This window comes from Streptomyces sparsus (assembly GCF_054776295.1).
On sequence record NZ_BAAHCA010000033.1, the window covers coordinates 1 to 17,672 of the forward strand.

A 17,672-nucleotide genomic window follows, 5' to 3' on the forward strand; every position below is an offset into this window, starting at 1 on the left:
GTCCTGGACGCCAACGGCCTCACCGGGACGCACGTGTCGGGGGATGTGCCGGCGGCGCTCAGTGGGCTGACGTCGCCCGGAAACCGGTCGGCACCAGCAGCGCGGTGACCGCCGTCACCGCCAGGACGATGCCCACAGAGACCCACGCCGTCGTCACCAGCGCGCCGTCGAACGCGTCCCGCGCCGCCCCCAGCACCGCCGCTCCCCGCTCGCCGCCGATCCGCTCGCCCACGTGCTCGGCGCCGCCGATCGAGCCCCGCGCCTCCCGCAGTTCGGCGCCGGTGAGCGGCAGCCCCGTCATGCGGCCGGTGAACAGCGCGCCGTGCACGGTGCCGAGCAGCGCCACCCCGAAGCCCACGCCCATCTCGTAGGCGGACTCCGACACCGCACCGGCCTGCCCGGCCCGGTCTGGAGGAACGGCCGAGACCAGTACCGACGTGGCCGACGTGATGGCCAGCCCGTCACCGAATCCGAGTGCCGCCAGCATCACGGCGATCACCAGGTACGGGGTGGGCGTCGGCGTGACGGTGAGCAGTGCGAACCCGGCCGCCATCACCGCCAGGCCCGTCACCAGCAGCAGCCGCACGTCCACCCGGTGCATCAGCCGGGGAGCCAGCAGGGCGCCGACCAGTCCGGCCAGCGCGGCCGGGACCGTGCGCACACCCGCCTCGAACGGGCTGTACCCGTGCACGTACTGCAACCACAGCGACACCAGGTACAGCGCGGCGCCGATCGCCAGCATGGCCATCAGGATGCACAGCGCCGCCGCGCTGAAGACCCGGTTGCGGAACAGCCGCACGTCCAGCAGCGGATGGGTGAGCCGCAGCTGCCGCCGGGTGAACGTGCCGAGCAGCAGCAAGCCGAGAGCCAGCACCGCGAGGTCGTCCGCCCCGAAGCCGCCCTTGGCGACCCGCTTGATGCCCCAGGCCAGCGAGACGACCCCGGTGATCGACATCGCCACCCCCGACCAGTCCAGCCGCCCCGGCCGCGGATCGCGGGACTCAGGCAGCAGCCACACTCCGGCCGCGACCGTCACCGCCACCACCGGCACGTTCACCCAGAACGCCGCCGACCAGCTGTAGCGCTCCACCAGGAAGCCCCCGATCAGCGGCCCCACCGACGCCCCGGCGCCCGCGACGGCGGCCCACACCCCGATCGCCGTCGCCCGCTCCCGGGAGTCGGTGAACACGTGCCGGATCAGGGACAGTGTCGACGGCATCACCATGGCGCCGCCCACGCCCAGCAGCACCCGGCCGGCGATCAGCTGCCCCGGGCTCTGCGCCGTCGCGGCCACCACGGACGCCACCCCGAACAGCACGAAGCCGCTCAGGAACAGCAGCTTCCGCCCCCACCGGTCGCTCAGCGCCCCGGCGGCGATCAGCAGGCCGCCGAGCACCAGCCCGTACACGTCGATGATCCACAGCTGCTCCCGCGCGTCCGGCCGCAGCTCGTCGATGAGGGAGGGCAGCGCGACGTTGAGGATCGTCGCGTCCATCGCCACCAGCAGCAGGCTCGCGCAGAGCACCGCCAACACCGCCCACCGCCCGGGCGGGGGAGGCGGGGTGCCGGAGGCGCGCCGCGACGCGCCGGCTCGTCCGGGCCGGGGCCCCGGCCCCGAGCCGGGCTCAGGCTCGGATCCGGCAGGCGGGGAGGCATCCGCCACGGCACACCCACTTCCTTCCGCCCGCCCCACGGCCCGACGGTCCCGGGCCCACCCAAGGACATACTGCGCAACCCGCGCAAGTATCCCCTTGCGGGCAGTGCCCCCCGCAACTCGGAGGGGTCGTTTTCCAAGATCAACAATGCTCAAAGGGCTGTTCGGAGCACCCCTCGAAACTGTGTAGACTTGGCCGCGCCGCGGATGCCAGTCTGGCTCCCGCAGCCTGCCGCCTTAGCTCAGTTGGCCAGAGCAACGCACTCGTAATGCGTAGGTCTCGGGTTCGAATCCCGAAGGCGGCTCCGTGAAAGCCCCAGGACTCACTCGCCGTGACCTGGGGCTTTCGCTTTCACCGGGATGCGGCGTCGGTGCTTCACTCGGGCGAGCTTGCCGGATCTGGTTCCAGGCTCCAGTCCCAGTTGGGGGCCACAGGATTTCTCCCCTACGCCGCATCGCTTCCTGGGCGAGTGGCGTAGTCGGTTCACGTGTCGCCGGGTCATGGAGAGCTGGGAGTGCCCCATGATCTCCATGCTCGCGCAGGCCTTGGCCTTCTGCTGGCGGGCACGGTGCTCGATCAGGAGCGGGATGGGAGATGGCGGGAGCGGCGCCGTGCACCAGCTGCCCGGCCCATGCGCCGGCGAGCAGACTCTCGGACGCTCCGACAGGCACGGCAGCGAGGACTGGACTCGTCGAGTGACAGGACGCTGGCTGTTCCCTGAGCCCCCGCGCCTTCCCGGCTGGGGCCTGTTCTATCACTCAGGGCATGCGTGACGAGCTGCGCAGGGCGGTGGCGAGCGTCGACACCACTCTGTCGATGTCCTGGAAGGAGTGTCGGGCTGTGACGTTCACCCGCAGGCGGGCCTGCCCACGCGCGCAGACCGGCCACACGAACGGGACGACCATCACCCCGTTCTGCCGACAGCACTCAGCGGCATCCAGTGCACGTCGTTCCTCACCCACTATCACCGGCACGATGCCGCTGTCGCAGGCTTCAGGTATCGGCAGACTCTCCTCACGCATCCGCCTGCGGACGTACCTGATGTTGTCCCGAAAAACGGCGCGGCGCTGCTCCCCCTCCGAGTCCAGTAGATCCAGCGCGGCCAGGGCGGCGGCCACCGCAGGAGGAGGGACCACGCCGCTGAACACATACCCCCGCGCCGTCAGGCGCAACGCATCGACCAACTCCTTGTCCGCGGCAACGAACCCGCCGACCGACGAGAAGGTCTTACTGAGGGATGCCATGGTCAGTGTACGGCTTTTGTCCCGCATGCCGAAGTGACTGTGCAGGCCTTGTCCGTCCGGCCCGAACAATCCGAAGCTGTGAGCTTCATCTAGATACAAATATGCTCCGTTGTCACGACAGGCCGAATCGATGGATGGGAGATCCAGCAGGTCGCCGTCCGCACTGAATACCGCATCGCAGACAACCAGCTTCATTGTCGCGGCAGGGGCAGACCGAAGCAGCTTCCGTAAGTGGTTTGCGTCATTGTGGTCAAAGACGTGGAGTTGTGCACCGTGGGACTGGGCGGCGAGGCAGCCGTCGACGATGCTGGCATGATTCAGTCTGTCCGAGAAGATCCAGTCACCTCTTCCGGAAAGCGCCGGGAGAGTGGATTGGTTGGCCTGGTACCCGGAAGGAAACAATAAAGCGTCCTCATGGCCGGACCGGGTGGCCAGGCGTTCCTCAAGCGCTCGATGCAAACTCGTCATTCCAGCGGCTGCCCCGGTGCAGTGACCCCCTGTTCCGAACTCGTCTATCGCCCGCTTCGCCTGGTCGTTGACGAAAGAATGACCCAGTAGTCCAAGATAGTCGTACGTGGTCATGAGCAACTGCGGAGATGCTCCATCGTCATAGAGGGCAGTTGCCTCGTCAACTGCAACGATGGCCCTGTGGTACAGGTCGGTATGAGTGCCGGCATTGACTCCGCGAGCCGCTACGATCCGAGCCAGTTCCTCGCTCAAGAATACACACCCTCTGGGCTTCAATTCTCAGCGGCCGGGGATATCCGGTCGGAGATATCCGGACCACCCCCGGTGGGCCTGGCCACCGCTCAGGAGGATCTCCTCACCGGTGAATCGGGCTTCCATTGCCGAGAAGATCGGCAACGGAAGCCCGATCAACTCCTCGGGCCCTAGTCTCCTTCGATGTACTTCCAGGCTGCGCCCTGGACGTGCAGCACTTCCAGGGCGCTGCGGGTGATCAACGACTCGTCTTCGCCGTGGCGCACGCCGTGCTCGATGACGTCGACCGAGCCCTCGATGATCTTCTGCGGTACTTTCCGTTCGAAGTGCAGGAGATCGATGATCTCCGACGGCGCATCCAGTTCACGCAAGGCGTCCGCCAGTGCTCCGCACAGGCCACTCCACGCCGTGAAATCCACTCGCACGGCAAGTGCGGCCTCTCCTGCGCCCGCGTACAGTCCCACCCAAGCCAGCCATTCGGCCAGATGCCGCATGGGCGGAGAAACCGGCTGCCGAGGCAGTTCGCCCGGGTCCAAGTCGAGTGCAGCGGCGGCGCGAGTGAGGTAGGGATACGTCTCGGTCAGTCGGTGAATGACGAGAGAGAAGTAGCCAGCGGGTACGGGATCCCGGAAGCGACTCACCAACAACCCGTAACCCGTCGCCTCGTACTCAAGAGCCTGGAACTTGGCGATGACCAATCTCTTGAGCTGCTCCTCGTTGACCGCTCCGGCTTGGGATTGGCGGTAGATCGGGTTCTCGAGAAGGTGACTCTGAATGTCGACCTGCACTGACTGTAAGTAGTTCTCAGTCTTCACGTACCGTCCTTCCGCTGGAGGGAACGATCGTCTTCTGCGAAGGTAGTCGAGTAGCTCCAGCTGGACAAGTGACAGTTTCGGACAGTTCCACCCTTGCCTCGAAGTGATCCACCGGGTTCGGGATCAATGCCATGGCATATGCGGTGAGGCCGATCACTTGCCTGTGGCAGGTGAGAACGGTGAACAAGTCGAGAGGGGCCAGGTGATTGCGGAGGCCGCGTTCGTATTGGCGGTTGATTCGGCAGCAGCCGTTCAGCCATGGTCCGCTCGAACACCCTGATCGGAGACATCAGGCCCCACGAGTACGAGGTCAACCAGTACGGTCAACTCCGGTGCCGACCGGGGCGGACGGAATCAACGCACACAGAGCTTCCACCGAACCCGGACCGGTTCCGTTCGTGCGCCGGCCGGGAGCTCAGGCGCGACTTCCGCACGGGGTGGCAGGTCTGTACACGCTGCCGGCGGGTCAGCCGGCGCCGCCCGGCGGTTCAGTACGCTTCCCCGGGGCCGACTGCTGCGTCCCCGGCCGCAACGCTTCCGTCGTCCGCCGCGCCGCAGTTCGAGGCCGCGGGAAGGAAGCGCGCTATGGTCTCGGCGCGTCCGGTGACACCGAGCTTGCGGTAGACGGTGTGCAGGTTGTTCTTCACCGTGCGCTCGGTGATACCGAGCCGCCGGGCGATCGCCCGGTTGGACATCCCCGTCAGTAGGAGCGCGAGGATATCTTCTTCGCGCGGTGTCAGGCTCCGGCGCCACTCGGGCCCGGCGGCCGGGACGCGGGGGGACGCGGGCGGTGTCGAGGCCACGTGGCCGCTTGTTTCGAGCAACCGCACCATTTCGCGCAGTAATCGCTCGATCTCTCGTACCGCCGCGAGGAGTTCGAGGTGAGGATCTGCTGCTGCGGGATCGGACCGGAGCTGCTCGTCGGACATGCGTGCCTCCGTTTCCACGCACGCCGGAAACGGCGGCGCATGCGCTGGACCGTCCTCGGGATCACACGCGTGGCCGCGCGACCGAGCTTCCCGACCGGCGTATGCACGTGTTCTACCCGGGAGTGTTCGTGACGAAAGCGTCAGTAGCGGATTGGTCCACCCATGTTCCCTGCGCCCTGAATTTGAGCCAACCGCACTACTTTGATGGCTCGTTCGCCTCACTGCCGAGAGTTTTCGCACGTCGACGCGGCGATCTTCGCGGCCGTGCCGCACACGGTACCTGAAAAGTCGTGCACGCTAATCCGTAATCCCTGGTCCGGCGGCTGAACGGGTCTTAGGTACCGGGGACTTGTCCCAAGGTACCGGTGTTCCCGCTGTGTGAGGGAAAAGGGCATGGGAACCCGGCGGCACATGCTCGAATTTCCCTTTTTCGACTAGGACTTGGGAAGGTGCTCTCCGATGAGGCACGGTTCATTCCGCCGTCCCGATCTTCCACGCGCGCAGCACGAAAAGCACGCGGAGCGATCCGACGCCCTGCCCACCCTCCCCCGGAACGGCCGGGTGGGCACCGACCTGCTGCGGTCACTCCTGGACGACTTCTGTCAGTTCGCCGCCCTGGGGCCGCCGCCCGCGATGAGCGGGGCGGGCTTGCCCGCCCCGGCAGTCGGACAGAGGAGGTCGTGATGCGCGTCGGAATCGCCGGGGGCGGGCTCTCGGGTCTGACGTTGGCCTGGCTCCTGGACGGCTGTCACGATGTCGTGCTTCTGGAGGCGCGGCCCCGGCTGGGCGGCAACGCCGAGTCGGTGCTCGCCCGGTGCGACGGACATACTCGCGTGGTTGACCTCGGGGTGCGCGAGACCGCGCCCGGCTCCTTCCCGGTCTGGCGGCACCTCGCCACCGAGGCGGGTTTCACGGACCATGACCTGGTCACCTCTCCCGCCACCCGAACGCTGTCACGGTCTCCGGAACCGGGGCCGGCGTGGGTCTCCCCGGCGGGGACCGCCTCCGAGGACCGTCCGGTGACACCCCAGGGACCGTTTCGACGGGCCCTGGCCCGGTTCGTGACGGAGGCCGCCCGCTGGCAGGCCGAGGAGCTGAGCTGGGACGTCACGCTCGGCGAACTGGTGGAGACGTGGCCGGGGGAAGTCCGTGACCACGCGGACCTGCTGCTCGCGCTGCCCGCCTCCCTGCACGGCTGCACGGTCCAGGAGGCCTGCGACCTGTCCGCGCGGGCTGCGGGCGCACCGTTCGCCGGCCAGGAGCCGGGCCGGGAACGGACACCGGAGGTCACGTACCTCCGCGGTGGGGCGGGGGCGCTGGTCCACGCACTCGCCGGAGACCTGCGGGCGGTCACCGTGCGGGTCGGCACCCCTCTGCGCGCGGTCACCGCGGACGGCGAGGGCTTCGCCCTCATCGATGCGATCGGCGGCGTCCACGCAGTGGACGCCGTGGTGCTGGCGCTGCCTGCGGACCGCGCGCGAGAGGCGCTCATCCCCCTGGCCGGCTCGGAGGAGCTGCGCACCGCTCTGGCCGCCGTCTCGTACCGGCCCCTGAGCTACGCGCTGCACCGGGATCCGTTCGGCATGCCCGACGACCGCACGGCGTGGTCCACCGTCAACACCGCGGTGCACGAGGGCTGGAGCGAGACGACGACGTGGTACGGACCGTCGTTCGGCGTCGACCTGTTCGTCAGCCAGCTCACCCACCGCGTCAACCGGCCACGACACGAACTGGCCCGCTCCACCTACCGAACCGCCCTCCCCACGCCCGAGGCAACCCGCGCCCGGAACCGGCTGGCCGTCGTACCGCAGCGGCAGCGGCTCCTCTTCGCGGGCCACTGCACTACCCCGATCGACACCCAGGAGGCGGCAATGGCCTCCGCTGTCGCCGTGGCCGAACGACTGGCGCCCAACGCCGACCGGCTGCGACGGCTCCGACACGACGTGAAAGGTGGCTGAACGATGACCCACGGAAACGCATCCCCCGGCCCTCCGTACCGGTTTGCCGAGGCAGTGATCCCCTGCATCGACGTCGGTGACGGGCGGGCCACCGAACCGGCCTGCCGTCCCGGCCTCCCCGACTCCCGGGACGTCGTCGAGATCGCGCGCGGCTACGCCCGCGAGGGCGCCACCAAGCTCTTCCTCGACGTCCTCGATCCGTGGGAGGACACCGGCTACCTGCCGGACCTGCTGGGCGAGCTGGCGAAGACCGGTCTTGCGCCGCTCGTCTCGGTCCAGCAAGGCGTCCTGGCCTCACTCACGGCGTGCGAGACTCTGTTCGCGGCGGGCGCGGCCAGGGTCTCGGTGAGCACCAGCATGGCTGAGCAACCCGACTGTGTCGCCTCGGCCGTAGCCGAGTTCGGCGGCCACCGCCTGCTGGGCGTGCTCAACTGCGCGTCCGACGGGCGGGGTGGGTGGCGCGTACTCATCCACGGCGGCGAAACGCGGACGGGTCTTCAGGCCACGGACGTAGCGCGCCGGTACGGCGACCTCGGCCTGTCGGCCGTCCTGGCCAACAGCGTGGACCAGGAGGGCACCTCCGCAGGGTACGACCTGGACCTGACCCGCGCCGTGGGCCGGACGTCCGGCCTGCCGGTGATCGCCTCCGGTGGCGCGGGCACGGCCGGACACCTGGCCGCCGCGCTCGAGGCGGGCCGGGCCTCCCACGTTCTGGTCAACAAGCTCGTGCACTCCGGGCGGGCTTCGATCGCGTCACTCGGCGCGGAACTGGCCGCGACCGGGCCGGCGGAGGGGCGCGGGCGATGAAGGCGCTGGTCTTCGCGCGGCACGGCGACCCGGGGCAGGTGCTCCGGCAGGCCGAGGTGGCGATACCGGAGCCCGGGCCCGGCGAGGCACGCGTGCGGGTGACAGCCCGCCCGGTCAACCCTTCGGACCTGCTGTTCGTCGAGGGCCGGTACGGCCGCCGGGCCCGCTTCACCACCCGCCCGGACGCGTCGGGAGAGTCGGCCGGTGACGTCGCTGTCGCCACCGCTGGATTCGAGGGCGCCGGAGTGGTCGACGCCCTGGGCCCGGAGACGGCCGGACCACCACCCGGCACCCGGGTGGCGATCGCCGCCGACGGCACCTGGCAGGAGTACGTCTGCGCCCCGGCCACGGACGTGCTACCGGTGGGCGAGCGCACCCCGCTGGACACCGCCTGTCAACTGACCATCAATCCGTTCACCGCCCAACTCCTGCTGGACGACCTGGAACTCGCGCGCGGCGACACGGTGCTGCTGACCGCCGGCGCGTCCGCCGTCAGCCGCATGATCGCCTGGCTCGCCCCCCGACGCGATGTGCGCTGCTTGGCCGCCACCCGGCGGGCGGACCAACTCCTCGCGCTGGAACGCGGTGGTGCGGTCCCGCTGCTGGCCCGCACAGACACCGAACTGGTGGAACGCGTCCGGGAGGCAGTGGGAAGCGGCGGGGTGGACGCCGCGCTGGACTCCGTGGCCGGTGCCATGGGCGGAGCCGCGCTGCGCTGCGTACGCCCCGGCGGGCAGTTCGTCTCCTACGGCCTGCTCGCAGGCCGGCCGCTGCCAGTGCCGCCCGAGGCGCTCATCTTCCGCCGGGTGCACGTGTCCGGATTCTGGTTGCCGGAGCGGCTGGAACGGTTGGAGCAACAGGGGGCGGCGGGCGTCCGGCGCCTGAGGCGCGAGGTCAGCGCCGCGGTGGCAGCAGGGCTGCCGGGTTTGGAGGTGGCCGCCCGCTACGACCTCGGTGCCCATGCTCTCGCCCTGGAACACGCGACGCGGCCGGGCAGCACCGGCAAGGTCCTGCTCACCGGCTGACCGGGGCACCGGTCCTCCTGCCGTCGAACCCCTTCGCACGCGCTCCGGCTGCCCCGCCCTCCATCGTCCCCGACCACCGAAAGGCTGCCCGCTATGCACCACACCAGCCCCTACGGTCGCCCCGTGCCGGAGCATGTCCGGCGCTGGAACGCCACAGCTGCCGACTATCCGCGCGACGCGCTCCTCTCGGGTCTTTTCACGGAGCGGGCAGAACACCGCCCCGACGCTCTCGCGCTGCTCTGGCCCGGCGGGCGGTGGACCTACCGAGAGCTTTGGGAGCGCGTGCGCCGGATGGCGGCCCATCTACGCTCCAGAGGCGTGGGAGACGGCGACCCCGTGGCGATGCTCCTGGAACGCTCCCCGGACGCCGTGGTGGCAGCTCTCGGCATCCTTGAAGCCGGTGGCGTGTACCTGCCGCTGGATCCGGAGAACCCGGCTGCGCGCCTGACGACCGTCCTGCGGGATGCCGGCGCCGGCCATGTGATCGCCCCACCCGGCGTCGTCCTGCCCAACTCCGCCACCGCGGTGCTCGTCGCCACCGACGAGGCCGCCGCTCACCCGTTGCCGCCACGCGAGGCCCGGTGGACCGGCGGGCGCCGGGCGACCGACGCCGCCTACGTCATCTACACGTCCGGGTCGACGGGCACGCCCAAAGGCGTGGTCTGCACCCACCGCGGGCTGGTCCGGTTCGCCGCAGGCGACCATCCTGCGATCCCGCAACCCGGCGAACGGCTACTGGCCACCACCAAGCCGACCTTCGACGTGTCCTGCTACGAGTTCTTCTGCACGCTGCTCAACGGTGCCTGTCTGGTGCTGCCCGAGCCGGAGACCCCGCTGGACACGGAGTCACTGAGCGCGGCTCTGCGGGAGCAGGGAATCACGGTGGCCTGGCTGAGCGCCGGCCTGTTCCATCAGCACGCGCAGGCAGCGCCCGGAATGTTCGCCGGCCTGCGATGCCTGATGGCGGGCGGCGACACGCTGAGTCCGTCGGCCGTCCGCGCGGTGCTCGACCACGGAGGCCCTCGCTTTCTGGTGAACGGGTACGGGCCGTCGGAGAACGCCGTCTTCAGCACCAGCCACATCATCGAAGAACTCTCCGCGCACGCCGAACACGTCCCTATCGGCACGCCGTTGCCCAACACCACCGCCTACGTCGTACGCCACGACGGGCACCTGGCCACGGTGGGCGAGGAGGGGGAACTGTGGCTGGGAGGCGATGGCCTGGCGTTGGGGTACCTCAATGACAGGGAGAAGACGGACGAGCGCTTCCTGCCCGACCGCTTCGGTGACAACCCGCGAGGACGGCTCTACCGGACCGGTGATGTGGCTCGGTGGCGCGCGGACGGCGTCCTCGAGTTCCTCGGCCGTCGGGACCGCCAGGTGCAGCTGCGCGGCTTCCGCGTGGAACTGGACGAGATCGAAAACGTGCTGAGCGCCCACCCCGATGTGCGCGAAGTGGCTGTGGACGTGCTCGGTGAGGGCGGAGGCGAGCGTTTGGGCGCTGCCGTCGCCTGCGCTCCGGATGCGGACGCCGAGGCGCTCGTCCGGCGGCTCCACGCACACGCCCGCGACCGGCTCCCGTCCTACATGGTGCCCGTCCGGATCATCGCCACGGCGGAGCTGCCACTGACCACGAGTGGCAAGGCTGACCGGGGCCGCCTGTTGGACCTCCTCAGCGAGCGGGACGTCGCTGGCCCCGGCGGGGCCGCGCCCAGGGGCCGCGCGGAGGAGGCCGTGGCCCGGATCTGGAGCGACCGGCTCGGCGTCGACGCAGTGGGCCGGGACGACGACTTCTTCGCCAGGGGCGGTACCTCGCTGCTGGCCACCCAGGTCACAGCTGCCACCCGGCGGCAGTTCGGCATCCCCGCGAAGCGCAGCGCGGAGTTGATCCGCACCCTGCTGGACAGGGCCACCCTCGCCGCCTTCACAGCCCGGGCCCGCGAGTTGGCCGACCCGGGGGCGGAGCCGGCCGGTGCGGCCGACCGGCCCGACTTCGCAGCCGAGGCCCGCCTGGATCCCGCCCTGCAGTTCTCCGCACCGGAGGCCGCGGCAGAGACCCCGGGCAGCGTCCTGTTGACGGGCGGTACCGGGTTCCTCGGCGTCTACCTGATCGACCGGCTGGTGCGCGCCGGGGCCGACCGCATCTATTGCCTCACCCGGGCCCGGGACACCGAGGAGGGCGCACGCCGGATCGCCGCCCGCATGCGCCGCTACGGCCTGGACGCCTCTACGTGCGACGACCGTATCGTGCCCGTGCCCGGTGAACTGGCCGAGCCGCACTTCGGCCTGACGACGGACAGTGGGAGGCTCTGGCCCGCGCCTGCGACCTCATCGTCCACTCCGGCACCAGCGTCAACTTCGCCTACCCGTACCGGGCGCTGGCCCCCGTCAACGTGGGCGGCACCCGCACGGTGCTGGAGCTGGCCGGCACACACCACCTCAAGCCGGTCCACCACGTCTCCACGATCGGCGTCATCGCGGGATCCGGCACCGCCGGAGCGCGGCAGGTGGGTGAGGACACGCTCCTCGAACACCCGGACCGGCTCTCGCTGGGCTACATGGAGACCAAGTGGGTGGCCGAGCGCCTGGTCGGACAGGCAGCTGAACGGGGCCTGCCCGTGGCGATCCACCGCCCGTACGAAATCACCGGCACCACTGACCGAGGGGTGTGGAACACCGACACGATGATGTGCGCGCTGTTCCGCACCATCGCCGAGAGCGGCCTCGCCCCTGACATTCCGCTCCCGCTGGACTTCGTGCCGGTGGACTACACCGCCGACGTCATCACCCGCGTCATCACCCACGAGAAGCCGAACGGCCGCGTCTACCACATAACCAATCCGCGCGACGCGCGGTTGGACCTGGTCGTCGAGCGACTGCGCGCCATGGGCTACCGGATTGAGCAGGTGGCCTACGACACCTGGGTGGACGCCGTCGTCCGGCGGACCGCCGAGGAACCAGAGCACCCCATGGCCCCGTACATCCCCATGTTCACCGAGCCTGCGCACGATGCCGGCATGTCCGTCAAGGAGATGTACTTCGCCGGCACCTTCCCCGGTTTCGACCGGAACAACACCGAACGGGCGACGGCCGGGAGCGGACTGGAGTGCCCGCCGGTCGACGCCCGGCTGATCGACCGCAACCTGCGCTACCTGCGCGACGTCGGCTATCTGCCGCCGCCCGAGGCTCAGACACCCGTGCGCTGACCGGGCCACTCTGCCGAACCCTCCGGATGCACCGTGAACAGAAGGGAACCCCATGAACATCACGCACCACGCCGACGCCCAGCGGGCCGTCGCAGAGGTCGACCACCTCCGGGACCTCCATCCCGTCGGTAATCCTCTGCCGGAGACCGTTGCCGGGGCCAAGGATCCTCTCGTCCACCTGCGGCGTCTGGTCGCCATCGAGGCGCAGTGCCACGCCGCGGAACTCGCCGCCTACGGAACTCTGCTCGCCCGATTCCGCAGCGACCGCGCCGTCGAACTCTGGCTCACCCTGGGCCGGCTCGTCCACGAAGCTACGCCCAAGCTGCGCGAGGTCGCCCGCCTCTTGGGGATGACGGAGGCCGACCTCACGCGCCGGCCCGCGGAACGCGGCGCCTACGCGTTCAACGGAACGCTGTCATGGGTGGCGATGACCGGCGGTCAGGCGTCCGCAGCCCTGGCCATGCACACCGACATGGCCGTCTACTTCCCGGGAGGGACGGCCCTGGCCCGTCGACTGGCAGAGGCAGGGGCCGACGTCCCGGAGGAGTTCGTCACCTACTACGACGACACCGGCGACGATGCCCTCCGCGATCTGGCCCTGGAGGTGGCCCAGGAGGGCCTGGACCGCGGCGACGATTTTGACGAGGCGGTGTTCCACGCCCGCCGCGTCGAGGAGTCCATAGGCGACATCTGGACCACGGCGGCCCTCACTTCCTGACATCGGGGGCCGTGGCCGGGAGCGGGACCCGCTCCCGGCCACAGCCATGCGCACGGACATCGGATCGGTGGGGCCGCACCTGTGCACCGGCTTCCCGTCCACGGTGCTTCGAACTCCAGCAGCGACGGCGCTCGGGGTGTCACGGCTTGCGGGCGAGGCCGCCGTAGGCGTCGACCTTGGCGGGGTTGCCGAAGGGGGTGGCTTCGGGGCGCCAGCGGGGGCAGGAGACGACGCCCGGCTCGACGAGTTCCAAGCCGTCGAAGAAGGCGGTGATCTCCTGCGGGCTGCGGAGCCGGTACTGCACGGCGCCGCTGTTGTTGTGGCGCTGCTGGGCCCGGTTGAGGGCCTCGTTGGTGTCGGTGCCGTCGCAGACCAGGAGGTGGCTGCCGGACGGCAGCGGGTCGATGAGGCGGGCGACGAGGTCGCGTGCCTGCTCGGTGTCGGTGACGTGGCCCAGGATGCCGCTGAGGATGAGCGCGACGGGCCGGTTGAGGTCGAGCGTCCTGGCGGCGGCGGTGAGGATCGCCTCGGGATCGTGCAGGTCGGCGTGGAGGTAGTCGGTGGCGCCTTCCGGGCTGCTGGTGAGCAGCGCGCGGGCGTGGGCCAGCACGAGCGGGTCGTTGTCCACGTAGACGATGCGGGCGTCGGGCGCGAGGCGCTGGGCGATCTGGTGGGTGTTGTCGCCGGTGGGCAGGCCGGTGCCGACGTCGAGGAACTGTCGGACGCCCGCTTCGGTCGCCAGGTGGGTGACGGCTCGGGCCAGGAAGTGGCGGAAGGCGCGGGCGTTGGCGGGGATGCCGGGAAAGGCCGCGCGGAACTGGTCACCGGCGATCCGGTCGACCTCGTAGTTGTCCTTGCCGCCCAGCCAGTAGTTCCAGATCCGCGCGGAGTGCGGGACCGTGCTGTCGATGACGTCGGGTGACGGGTCACCGGCAGGTGCGGAGGTGCCGATCGAGTTGTCGTTCGCCATTGTGTAGCTCCCGCCGTTCGGATCGGATGAGGGGGACAATGTAGCGCCGCGCCTCGCGGGCGGACATCAACACCCCTTTGTCATAAGGGAGTTGGCTGATCGGACGGCCGTCGTCGGGGACGGTTCGGCGGGTCGGTCCGATGGTGGGCGCAGGCACCGCCGGGAGGTGTGGGACGGGCGGCCGGGGGGCGGGCGGCCGTTCGGTCTCTGCCCACGGGTCGGTCGCTCGGCCTATTCTGGGTCACCTCGGGTGAGGTGTTGTGTACGCGGGCGCATGAGGGGGGCATGTGGTTTCTGGGTACGTGGACGGTTCTCCGACGGCAGCCGCTCCGTGGCGGGTGTGCGTTCGCGACCGCAGAGGAACGGGCGTGGCCGGGGCGGGAGTGCTCGTCGCCCCGGACACGGTGGTGACGTGCGCCCATGTGGTCGAGGCGGCTCTTGGATTGGCGCGCACCGACGAACCACCCGGCGGCAATGTCGAGTTGGGCTTTCCCGCGCTGCCGCCCGGTCAGCGTTCCGTGGCGGCGCGGGTGCCGGCGGACGGCTGGTTCCGGGCCGGCCCGGTCGGTGATCTGGCGGTGCTGAAGCTGGAGGTTCGGACCCCGGCGGGCAGCGGCGTGGCGCCGACGGCCAGGTGCGGGGTCGGCGTCGGGCTGTCGGTGCGGGTGTTCGGTCACCCGGCGGAGGCGCCGTCCGGGCTGTGGGCCCGGGCGCGTATCGCGGGCGCGGGCGGGCCCCATCCGGGCTGGCGGCAGTTGGACGGCGCGGACGTGACGGGCGCCCGGATCGAGCGCGGGTTCAGCGGCGCCGGAGTGTGGAACGCCGACGGTTCGGCGGTGCTCGGGGTGCTGGCCTCGGTGCTGGCCACCGCCGGGGCCGACACCACACGGGTGGCGTGGATGATCCCGTTGGACCTGCTGGACGGCACCCCGTACGAGGTTCCCCGGACGGCTCCCGGGCCGCCGTGCGACGATGCCCGACCGGGCGACGTCACTCGGTCGGGTGACACCGCCCGACCGCAGGCCGACCCCCGACCGCACGAGCCTCGTCGGTGGCCCGACAACCGGCCGCGGGCCGGTGTCCGGTCGGCTGCCGTCGCCCCCTCCCGGGCGGCGTTGTGGGCGTTGGCGGAGAGTCTGCTGGCGGTGGAGTCGGTCGCGGCGGACGGCGGTGCGGCGCTGCTCAGCTTGCTGCCCCGTGACCTGGCGGGGAGCATCAGGCGGGATCCGAAGCCGCGGTTCCAGCTGTTTCACGTGGTCCAGCGGTGCGGTGAGTTCGAACGGGGACCGGCTGAGTTGGTGGCGGCCGTTCGATGGGCGGAGGGGGAGACAAGGGCCATGGAGCAGTTCGCAGCGCTGGCCGGCGAGACATGGCCGGACCGCTTCGGTGACCATGACTGACTCCTTCGAGCTGCCGTGCCCGGCGGAGCCCGCCCCGGCAAGGCAGCCCTCCCCGGCAAGGCAGTCCTCCCCGGCAGGGCAGCCCTCCCCGGTTGTGCCTTCGCCCCGCGCGGAGGCGTCCTCTCCGGTGGCGGCGCGGGCCGCGATGCGGCTGGCGGACGCGCTGATGAAGGTGTCGGTGCTGGACGATCTCGACGTGCGCCGGATGTGTGTGGACAACGCCCTGGAGCGGCTCGGACTCCGGCTGTCGGTACGGGAGTTCGCGGAGAAGAAGAGCCATCTCGTGGCGATGGTGCGTGCTTTCGGCGCGGTGCCGGACGGGTGGCGCCACCTGGCCGAGACGGTGCAGTTCCTCGCCGACTACGATCTGCCGTCGCAGCACGTCGCCTCGCTCGCCGATCCGGGGGTGCTGCCCCTGCACGACGAGGCGGCTCAGGACGAACTGGCACTGCTGCTCGCGGGGTTGGACCGGACGACGTTGCCGCGGCTGGCCGAGGTGTACGCGCGGGCCTCGGGGGATCGGCACGGGCCGCTGCCGGAGGCCGTGCACACCGCGTGGGAGGCGTACGAGCTGCTGTCGCACTGCAACAGCGTGCCGGGCAGGGCGCCGCGAACGGTCCGCTTCCTCCAGGAGCTGGCCACGCATCTGGCGCAGGAGCGCGGGGACGAGGTGCGGCGGTGGATCAGCCGTGAGGTCAGGGCGGCTGCCGAGAGCGACCCGGAGGCCCGGCGGATTCTGGAGGACTCGCGGAGAGGCGCCTGGGAGCGGGCGGGCCGGCAGTCGCACCCGGCGCGGCTGATGGTGCGGTTACGGCCGCCCACGGGCTCCGCCGACCGGGTGCACGTGACGTGCTGGAGCAACACGGGTCGGACGTGGGAGCCGCGCCGCCGGGACGAACGGCTCGTCCCGTCGGACGAGTTGCAGCGGCACGTGGCGGAGATCGTGAACCGGGAGGAGGCGCGGCTACGTGACCACCGGGGCGGCGTGATCCTGGAGTTCATTCTTCCGCTGGCGTTGCTCAACGAGCGGGTGGAGGACTGGCCGCGCTTCGGGGCCTTCGGTGAGCAGCCGTGGGGGGAGACGCTCCACGCGCCGCTGGGGCTGGACTACCACGTGGTGGTGCGCAGCCTGGAGCGCATGGAGGCGCTGCAACTGCACCGGGCCTGGAACGAGCGCTGGAGTGTGCTGGAAGGGGAGAGCGGGGCTCGGGCGCACCGGTGCGCGCGGGGTGACGGGCCGGCGCGGCTCCAGCTCTACGCGCATCTCAAGCACAACCCGTCGGTGGTGCTCATGACGTTGGGGTCCCCACCGGACGACGAGGAGGGCCGGCACGAACTGCTGCTCGGTCTGCAGGCCGGGTTGCCGGTCCTGATCTGGAGTCACGAGGGAGCGCTGGTGGAGGAGCAGCACACGGTGGCCGAAGCCGCACTGAAGGACGATCGGGGGAACTTTCACAAGGGGATGGCACGGTTGCGCTTCGTTCCTGATCGGGCGGACAATGCGGGTGCAGCATCGCTCAGTTCGCGTTTTGCCGTGTTGTGGGATGACCCGAGTCGCCTCCCCGAGCTTCCAGAGCCGATAGTTTGAGTCCGCTGCCGTATCCGGGACAGCACTGCACGTCCATCAGCGTGTTCAACCCGACCAGTGGTGGTGACGCACAGTCACCGACTCGCACGAGGGGGTTGCCATGAGCGGCGACAGCGACGGGCCAGCGGAACGGCGGGCGTCCGCCGATCCGCCGGTCGGTGACGCCGACGCGTGGTGGATCTACCGGGGCGCAGGGGGTGCCGGGCCCGAGTCGCCGCTGTCCGAGCTGCTGCCTCCGCCACCCCCGTGGCGTGACTTCGACGGCGGCCCGGTCGACAGCCGTCCGGCGCCGGAGGACGAGACGGAGATCCGCCGTCGGCTCGGAGCGGTTGACGCCCTGGTGCGGGCGGCGTCCACCGAGGAAGTGGACATGGTGAACGCGGCGCTCTACCTGCGGCGCCCCTTGATCGTCACTGGTCCGCCGGGCATCGGCAAGTCCTCGCTGGCGCACCGGGTGAGCCGGGAGTTAGGGCTGGGGCGGGTGTTGCGGTGGACGGTGACGAGCCGGTCCACCCTCCGCGAGGGCCTGTACGCGTACGACGCGATCGGCCGGGTGCAGGAGGCCGCGGCCCGTGGCGCCCTGCACGGTCAGGCGTTCGGCGGCCGGCCGCCGAACGGGCCGGAGGCGGGCACCGCC

11 protein-coding genes, 1 tRNA gene and 3 pseudogenes are annotated in these 17,672 nt (G+C 70.5%); 10 read left to right on the forward strand and 5 right to left on the reverse strand.

Annotation, left to right across the window (positions count from 1 at the left end; all coding sequences use genetic code 11):
- Nucleotides 1-58: 58 nt before the first annotated feature.
- Nucleotides 59-1,525, reverse strand: coding sequence for an MFS transporter (locus ACYVE9_RS04330; protein WP_461026351.1), 1,467 nt, complete (start codon nt 1,523-1,525; stop codon nt 59-61).
- Nucleotides 1,526-1,885: 360 nt separating this feature from the next.
- On the opposite strand from ACYVE9_RS04330, the gene ACYVE9_RS04335 reads away from it, so the two are divergent.
- Nucleotides 1,886-1,959 (forward strand) — tRNA-Thr (locus tag ACYVE9_RS04335).
- 454 nt (nt 1,960-2,413) lie between these two features.
- Here the strand turns inward: ACYVE9_RS04335 and ACYVE9_RS04340 are convergent.
- From ACYVE9_RS04340 to ACYVE9_RS04350, 3 genes are all read right to left on the reverse strand, one after another.
- Complete coding sequence (locus ACYVE9_RS04340; RefSeq protein WP_461026352.1) at nt 2,414-3,619, reverse strand: aminotransferase class I/II-fold pyridoxal phosphate-dependent enzyme; 1,206 nt, start codon at nt 3,617-3,619, stop codon at nt 2,414-2,416.
- A 170-nt stretch (nt 3,620-3,789) separates the two neighbouring features.
- On the reverse strand, nt 3,790-4,434 hold the full coding sequence (locus ACYVE9_RS04345; RefSeq protein ID WP_461026353.1) for a hypothetical protein: 645 nt from the start codon (nt 4,432-4,434) through the stop codon (nt 3,790-3,792).
- 488 nt (nt 4,435-4,922) lie between these two features.
- On the reverse strand, nt 4,923-5,363 hold the full coding sequence (locus ACYVE9_RS04350; RefSeq protein WP_461026354.1) for a helix-turn-helix domain-containing protein: 441 nt from the start codon (nt 5,361-5,363) through the stop codon (nt 4,923-4,925).
- Nucleotides 5,364-6,046: 683 nt separating this feature from the next.
- Here ACYVE9_RS04350 and ACYVE9_RS04355 point away from each other — a divergent pair.
- The 6 genes and pseudogenes from ACYVE9_RS04355 (at nt 6,047) to ACYVE9_RS04380 (ending at nt 13,077) form a co-directional block, all read left to right on the forward strand.
- Nucleotides 6,047-7,321 carry an FAD-dependent oxidoreductase gene (locus ACYVE9_RS04355; RefSeq protein ID WP_461026355.1) on the forward strand — a complete coding sequence of 425 codons (1,275 nt, stop codon included), beginning with the start codon at nt 6,047-6,049 and terminating at the stop codon, nt 7,319-7,321.
- Nucleotides 7,322-7,324: 3 nt separating this feature from the next.
- Complete coding sequence (locus tag ACYVE9_RS04360) at nt 7,325-8,128, forward strand: HisA/HisF-related TIM barrel protein (protein WP_461026356.1); 804 nt, start codon at nt 7,325-7,327, stop codon at nt 8,126-8,128.
- A complete protein-coding gene (locus ACYVE9_RS04365) occupies nt 8,125-9,153 on the forward strand; it encodes a zinc-dependent alcohol dehydrogenase family protein (protein ID WP_461026357.1) in 1,029 nt (342 codons plus the stop codon). The genes ACYVE9_RS04360 and ACYVE9_RS04365 overlap by 4 nt, the downstream gene beginning before the upstream one ends.
- Before the next feature lie 93 nt (nt 9,154-9,246).
- A pseudogene (locus ACYVE9_RS04370) lies at nt 9,247-10,785 on the forward strand (amino acid adenylation domain-containing protein); the annotation flags it as partial.
- Between the two features lie 111 nt (nt 10,786-10,896).
- Nucleotides 10,897-12,359 (forward strand): annotated as a pseudogene (locus tag ACYVE9_RS04375) (thioester reductase domain-containing protein).
- Nucleotides 12,360-12,411: 52 nt separating this feature from the next.
- Nucleotides 12,412-13,077 carry a hypothetical protein gene (locus tag ACYVE9_RS04380; RefSeq protein ID WP_461026358.1) on the forward strand — a complete coding sequence of 222 codons (666 nt, stop codon included), beginning with the start codon at nt 12,412-12,414 and terminating at the stop codon, nt 13,075-13,077.
- Between the two features lie 139 nt (nt 13,078-13,216).
- Here ACYVE9_RS04380 and ACYVE9_RS04385 read toward each other — a convergent pair whose 3' ends face one another.
- A complete protein-coding gene (locus ACYVE9_RS04385) occupies nt 13,217-14,047 on the reverse strand; it encodes an SAM-dependent methyltransferase (RefSeq protein ID WP_461026359.1) in 831 nt (276 codons plus the stop codon).
- A 368-nt stretch (nt 14,048-14,415) separates the two neighbouring features.
- Between ACYVE9_RS04385 and ACYVE9_RS04390 the strand changes: the two genes are divergently transcribed.
- The 3 genes and pseudogenes from ACYVE9_RS04390 to ACYVE9_RS04400 all read left to right on the forward strand — a co-directional run.
- Nucleotides 14,416-15,447 carry an effector-associated domain 2-containing protein gene (locus ACYVE9_RS04390; RefSeq protein ID WP_461026360.1) on the forward strand — a complete coding sequence of 344 codons (1,032 nt, stop codon included), beginning with the start codon at nt 14,416-14,418 and terminating at the stop codon, nt 15,445-15,447.
- Nucleotides 15,448-15,574: 127 nt separating this feature from the next.
- Nucleotides 15,575-17,035, forward strand: a complete 1,461-nt coding sequence (locus ACYVE9_RS04395) for a VMAP-C domain-containing protein (protein WP_461026361.1) — start codon at nt 15,575-15,577, stop codon at nt 17,033-17,035.
- Between the two features lie 100 nt (nt 17,036-17,135).
- Nucleotides 17,136-17,672: pseudogene (locus tag ACYVE9_RS04400) on the forward strand (MoxR family ATPase); the annotation flags it as partial.